A 5,408-nucleotide genomic window follows, 5' to 3' on the forward strand; every position below is an offset into this window, starting at 1 on the left:
ATATTTATGTTAGTATTTTTATCGTAAATGTTGATCCTAACGAGCGCAGCGGCCCTACTCCCTCTCGCCGGGAAGAGTCTCCTGAGATCGTAGCCCCAAAGGTAAAGGAAGAGCAGTATGAATAGGGCGAGCAACAACATTAGACTGATTGAAAATTGGGAGATAAACCTCAGGAGTCCTTCTATCCTGGTCCTGTTGGACAGGATGAGGGCCAGGGGGAGGAGGATCGCTATCGCTATTCCCGAGAGATCCCTCTCCAAGGGATCACCCTATAGATCTGGCATCCTCTCCTCGATCCTCTTCAGCCTCCTGATGATCTCATCTAACTTGAAGAACAGGTACTCTATCTGATTCCTGATGGTCTCTATCTCGAATCGAAGCTCCTCATCTTCCATGCTGGATCCTCCTGTGAAGCCTGTATATCGTGTTCCTGTGCAGGCCGGAGCACCTGGAGAGCAAGTCCAATGATACGCCCCTCAGGCCGCACCTCTTAGCCGCCAAATATGTCGCAACGGCCACTAGACCGAGTGGATTCTTTCCCAAAACCTCCTCCCTTCTCTCCCTAATGATCCTGACTAGCTCCCTCTTAGCCCTGAGCCAAAGCCTGTCCCTAACAATGTGCTGATTCCTTCCGAGATTCAGGGACCTAGTCAAGTTCCCTATCACGTAATTCAAGTAGGAGTCCCAGAGGTCCTCGCGCCTGCTCACCCTCCTCAGCTCCCAGAGGGCCCTCATCAATGCCTTGGAGGAGACTGCATCCAGCTCCTCCACGGATCTTATCGTTATCGGTACCCCGTGAAACCTGCTGGCTAGTATCACGGAAGCCAGGATCAATGAGGTGGACGCCCTCCTCCCAGTGAGAGACCTGTAATGCATCAGGAGACCGCTGGCCGTTAACTCCACATCCCTAGGTATCCCTAGGGACTCAGCTATCCTCCTCACCGATGGGTGCACCCTCTGTGGGAGCCTCCAGTGGTTCTCGAAATCCCCCGAGAGCTCGAGATCCTCGGGCTCCACCTGCCGGGGCGTCTCCATCATCATGGCGCTGAACTCCTGAAATATTAATATTTTCCTCCAAAGAAGTGATAAAAAAGTTTCATAAATTTACCATCTCACAGAAATTTCATGGCCAAGTAAACCTCGCTTCCCTGGCTCAGCGAGAAGGGGGGTTTCTTGGAGTAGGTGATCCTCAGGAGGAGCCCATGGAAGGACACCTCGGCCACCTTGGAGGACTCATCCACCTTGTAAACTATGCCCTTCATCAGGATGTCTCCATCCCCTTCCTCCTCGCTCAGGCTCACCTCAGCTTCGCTCCCCTCCGAGAGCCTCAGCAGCCCCCTGGGGAACTCCAGGGTGAGGTCAAAGGATCCGTCCAACGCGGAAAGCTCCAGCACATCTATGTCGAATATTGGATCCTTCCTGATGGAGTTTAGCCTCACCCTCACCACGTAACTTTCACCTATGCTCCCCAAGTCACTTGGAAGATAAAAATGGATCGGGTACATGTGATGTGCTCGATAGGATACTTGAGATCAACCTGAGGCTCAGGTCCCTAGCCAGGAGGGCTCTCTCGGGTGACCTGAGCAAGGAACTGATGGAGGAGTTCTCAGAGGCCATGAGGGAGATCTATGAGGAGATGGGAATGCCCGATAGGGCCAACATTCCGGATCCCCAGAGGGCTGATCCCAGGCTCAGGTTCAAGATCGCTCTGACAAGTCTATCGGAGGACCTCTCGAACTTCCTGTACAGGAAGCTAGTTTCTGAGCGAGGCCCGGATGAGGCTAGCTTTTAGTGGCTATGTAAACCTTGAGCAGCCTCTCATCTATCACTATCATCTCCCTTATGTACTTCACCGTGGAGTAAGGGATCAACACATTTCCCTTCCTGTCCTTCTTGAGTTTCTGGAGTAGCGCATCAGCCGCGCCCCTGTTGCTCCTCACTATGAGTGAGAGGACCTTCCCGGATATCTCGTCCACGACCAAGTCCGTGACCTCTCCGAGCAGCAGCCCCTGATCAGTTATCACCGGTTTGTTAGCGAGTCTAGCGATCGAGTATCTCGCCATCCTCCCACCACGATTTTGGTGGGCCGGGTGGGACTCGAACCCACGGCCTCCGCCTCGTCAAGGCGGCGTCATAGCCTCTAGACCACCGGCCCCAGTTTAGGGGGGATCACTAAATAAAACTTTTCATGCCCTCACCGGAGGGAGTCCCTGGGAGCCCGCGAGATCTCTTCCCCCGGCCAGCACCGATGCGGAGGGTCGGTACTCAAGATCCTCCCTCATGAGATCGGTGGGCCTTTTACCTCATCCCCCTGGTCCGGAGCGGGGGCATTAGAAATATAAAGATTTTACACGGGAGGCGGGGATGCCCTTGAGGGAAGATACGATGGAGGAGGTAGCATCAAATCTGGCGGAGATCATCAGGAAGCTGAGAGCTGGGGAGAACGTGGGGAAGGATGAAATAGAAGTTTTGACTGAGAAGGTATCTGGCCTGGATGATCCCCTCCTGAAGAGGCATCTGCTCACGCTCCTCTGGGAGATAGAGAAGGGTGAGCGAGGAGAGGGGGACATCCTGGAGAAGCTGATCTCTTACGATAGCTCCGATCTTTCGAACATGCTCAAGGCTCTCCAGGAGTTCTCTTACGATGAACCCTTCGATGAGCTGGAACTCAAGGAGACATTCGAACTCTGGAGATCTGTGCTGAGGAACCTGAGTAAGGAGGGTAGATCCTCCAGAGGCGCTAACTCCTGAAGGAGTACCTTCCCGATTCCGTCTTATAGATTAGGCCCTCCCTCAGGAGCTCGCCGATGAGAGCGTTCGCCTGCGTCAGTCTGATCCCCCAAACCTTGGAGGCCTCTATCAGAGAGAATGAGGTGCCGGGTGGGAATTTCTGCCTCAGAATGGCGAACTCGGGCTTCATGCCCTCTAAGACCACCTCACCTCTGTGATCTCCCTCGGGGGGTGCTTCCTTCCCCTCATCAGCTGACTTCACTATCTGAAGCACTTTCTCCTTGCTCAGCTTCCCGCTCTCCTTGAACTCCTTGATCAACATGGCTAAAACGTTTCTGGCCAGCTTCATTAGCTTCCTCGGATTTCCCTCAGCCATCTCATTCATCTTGATCACCAGATCCTCGCTGAAGGGCTCTTCTATTCCCAGGTCCCTCGCCTCCCTGTTTAGCATCTCCCTGTAATAATCCAGCCTCTTCTTCAGGATGCGACTCGCCTCCACGGGACTAAGCTTCCTCATCTCGATCTTATCATGAGGCGCCTCCATCAGCCTCTTCATGACATCGTAGGCGGGAGGGATGCACCCTATCACTATCGCCTTACCCCCCTTGAGACCCTGGAATATCTTGGACACCGCCTTGGAGAAGAGCTCCGCATCCCTCCTGTTCCCGAATATCACGACGTTCTCCACTTCATCCAGCAAGAGTATTGAGACCTCATAGCTGTTGAGCTCCTCCTTTATCAGATCTATAAGGACCTCAGGATCCTCCGGGAGCCTCCTCCTGATGACCTTGATGGGGAAGTTGCCCTTGACCACGCTGGCTATCCTCTGGATGGCCGTAAGGTAATCGTCAACATCTATCTTGACGTAGAACGTGGAGGCGTTCTCGAAGACCTCACCTATCAGCCTCAGTCTGTGCGTCTTCCCGGTCCCGAACTCTCCGACCAGGAAGATCATCCTCTTGTTCTCACCGCTGATGACGTCCTCGAGGAGCCTGGCCAGTCTCTCATCGACATCAGTATCCACGTGGACCTCCTTAACCTCCTCCAAGCTCTCGCTACTGAGGTAGGCGAAGGGGTTTGCCCTCAGCATCCACCTCAGGTAGCCCGCCTCTATTACCCTCATGTCACCTTCGTCGGGCATCCGTTTACCCTCTCCTTCCCCGAGCCTTAGGGGATGTATCGGCTTTATATACTCTTCCTCCCCGGTAAAAATGTTATACGTCTAGAGGAGAGGGTGACTTCGATGAAGGGCATCGGAAGGATCATTGTGGTGCTCTCGGCGGTCCTACTGATGTCAATTCCCCAGGGGTACGCTTCAGCCGACATACTCTCCGAAAAGCCATACTACATACTCACGGAGCTCACTCTTTTCTTCCAGAGCGAGTCCAGGGCCACGCTCATCCTGAACTACAGCTGGTACGGGATGATGGCGAACGACATTGAGAGTTTGCTGTCAAAATACCCGGGAGGGGAGGCCAATTACACCAGAGGATTCCTCGAGTATGTCAACAGAAGTGTTGAAGGTCCCTTCATAGCGGGGGACTTTGAGCTCTACCCCAGCAAGATGGAGGCGAAGATCTCGAGGGAGAGGGAGGCCAATTACACCAAGAGGGTGAGCCTGACCCTGATTGCCGATTTGTATGCGAGGAGGGGAGCCCCGAAGGTGAGCAGCGATGGGAGAAAGGGCATCATTTATTCAACCAGGGAGGACCTATGCAATCTCTCGAGGATATACATCAGAGAGGTGGACCTCCTCAACGTGACCGTCGTATTGCCCAGGGATTACGTGATAGCCCTCATCAGGCCGACCCCTAATTCCATATACACGGTCAACTCAACAGACGGCATCAGGGTGGTGGCCTCCTGGTTGATAAGGAACCCGGTGGTCGACACAAGGGGAACCGCGGGCTACGGCGGATGGTTTCACATAGGGGTCGTCAGCCTGACTGAGGAGGAGAAGGAGATGCTCAAGTCCCTGAGGAGCAGCATAGCGGACATAAGGAGACAGGCCCTCATACCCCTGGACGAGGGAGGGAAGGAGAAGGCGAGGGAGCTCTTCGACCTCTTCTACAAGTTCTCCACGAGGGCCCCTTATGATGTGGGCAGCAACATGAGCTATGCCCTGAGGCTAGCGAGCGAGATACCAAAGCTTCCGATGAGCTTTGATACCGTCGTCCTCATTGCCTCAGCGCTGGTTGTGATAGCTGAGGTCGCCTTCTACCTGATCCGCGGGAGGAGGTAATACTTTCACGCACCCCCCTCTCACTCCGCAGCACCGCAACGGAATTATTTTTCATCCGGAGCCGACTTGGGTGTGAGCATACCCATAGTGAGAGACCCGAGGATGTTCTCGGACTCTTACACGCCGCCCAGGCTTCCCCACAGGGAGAGGGAGGTCGAGCTCCTCATTAGCACGCTCTCCTCCGGAGAAGACCTTAGCGAGGGTCTCATACTGCTCAAGGGCGAGCCTGGGATAGGGAAGACCTCCGTCGCGAGGCTCTCAACGAGGAGGTTGGGTGAACGCATGAGGGGCTTGGAGGTCGTCCACGTGAATTGCAGGACCTACAGAACCCCCTCATCGATACTCCAGAAGGTGGCATCGTCCTTGATCCCTGGAATCCCGGAGAGGGGTCTCTCGTACGAGGAAATGGTCCTCGTCTTGGAGAGGGCCCTCTCCA

The 5,408-nt window shown here is 54.4% G+C and carries 9 protein-coding genes and 1 tRNA gene; 4 read left to right on the forward strand and 6 right to left on the reverse strand.

Annotated features, from left to right (window positions below; genetic code table 11):
* From BA066_06485 to BA066_06495, 3 genes are all read right to left on the reverse strand, one after another.
* The coding region (locus tag BA066_06485; GenBank protein RDD53038.1) for a hypothetical protein at positions 1–260 on the reverse strand (260 nt) is incomplete at its 3' end.
* Positions 261–384: 124 nt separating this feature from the next.
* Positions 385–1,041 (reverse strand): hypothetical protein, encoded by a 657-nt coding sequence (locus BA066_06490; protein RDD53039.1) that lies wholly within the window; start codon positions 1,039–1,041, stop codon positions 385–387.
* 71 nt (positions 1,042–1,112) lie between these two features.
* Positions 1,113–1,472: a hypothetical protein gene (locus tag BA066_06495; protein ID RDD53040.1), complete on the reverse strand. Its 360-nt coding sequence runs from the start codon at positions 1,470–1,472 to the stop codon at positions 1,113–1,115.
* A gap of 38 nt (positions 1,473–1,510) precedes the next feature.
* Here BA066_06495 and BA066_06500 point away from each other — a divergent pair, with 38 nt between their 5' ends.
* A complete protein-coding gene (locus tag BA066_06500; GenBank protein RDD53041.1) occupies positions 1,511–1,792 on the forward strand; it encodes a hypothetical protein in 282 nt (93 codons plus the stop codon).
* Here the strand turns inward: BA066_06500 and BA066_06505 are convergent.
* Together BA066_06505 and BA066_06510 are read right to left on the reverse strand one after the other, a co-directional pair.
* The gene (locus BA066_06505; protein RDD53042.1) at positions 1,782–2,063 is read right to left on the reverse strand and encodes a hypothetical protein; all 282 of its coding nucleotides are present in this window, start codon (positions 2,061–2,063) and stop codon (positions 1,782–1,784) included. The two genes, BA066_06500 and BA066_06505, sit on opposite strands and share 11 nt — an antisense overlap.
* Positions 2,064–2,079: 16 nt before the next feature.
* Positions 2,080–2,155, reverse strand: a tRNA-Val gene (locus tag BA066_06510).
* 209 nt (positions 2,156–2,364) lie between these two features.
* Between BA066_06510 and BA066_06515 the strand changes: the two genes are divergently transcribed.
* Entirely contained in the window at positions 2,365–2,751 is a 387-nt protein-coding gene (locus tag BA066_06515; protein ID RDD53043.1) for a hypothetical protein, read from the forward strand.
* On the opposite strand, the gene BA066_06520 is transcribed toward BA066_06515, so the two are convergent.
* Positions 2,741–3,871 (reverse strand): hypothetical protein, encoded by a 1,131-nt coding sequence (locus BA066_06520; GenBank protein RDD53044.1) that lies wholly within the window; start codon positions 3,869–3,871, stop codon positions 2,741–2,743. The genes BA066_06515 and BA066_06520 overlap by 11 nt on opposite strands.
* A 102-nt stretch (positions 3,872–3,973) precedes the next feature.
* Here BA066_06520 and BA066_06525 point away from each other — a divergent pair, with 102 nt between their 5' ends.
* Together BA066_06525 and BA066_06530 are read left to right on the forward strand one after the other, a co-directional pair.
* A complete protein-coding gene (locus tag BA066_06525) occupies positions 3,974–4,972 on the forward strand; it encodes a hypothetical protein (protein ID RDD53045.1) in 999 nt (332 codons plus the stop codon).
* Positions 4,973–5,044: 72 nt separating this feature from the next.
* The coding region (locus tag BA066_06530) for a hypothetical protein (protein ID RDD53046.1) at positions 5,045–5,408 on the forward strand (364 nt) is incomplete at its 3' end.

The sequence above is a fragment of the Candidatus Korarchaeota archaeon NZ13-K genome (assembly GCA_003344655.1).
Lineage (GTDB): Archaea > Korarchaeota > Korarchaeia > Korarchaeales > Korarchaeaceae > Korarchaeum.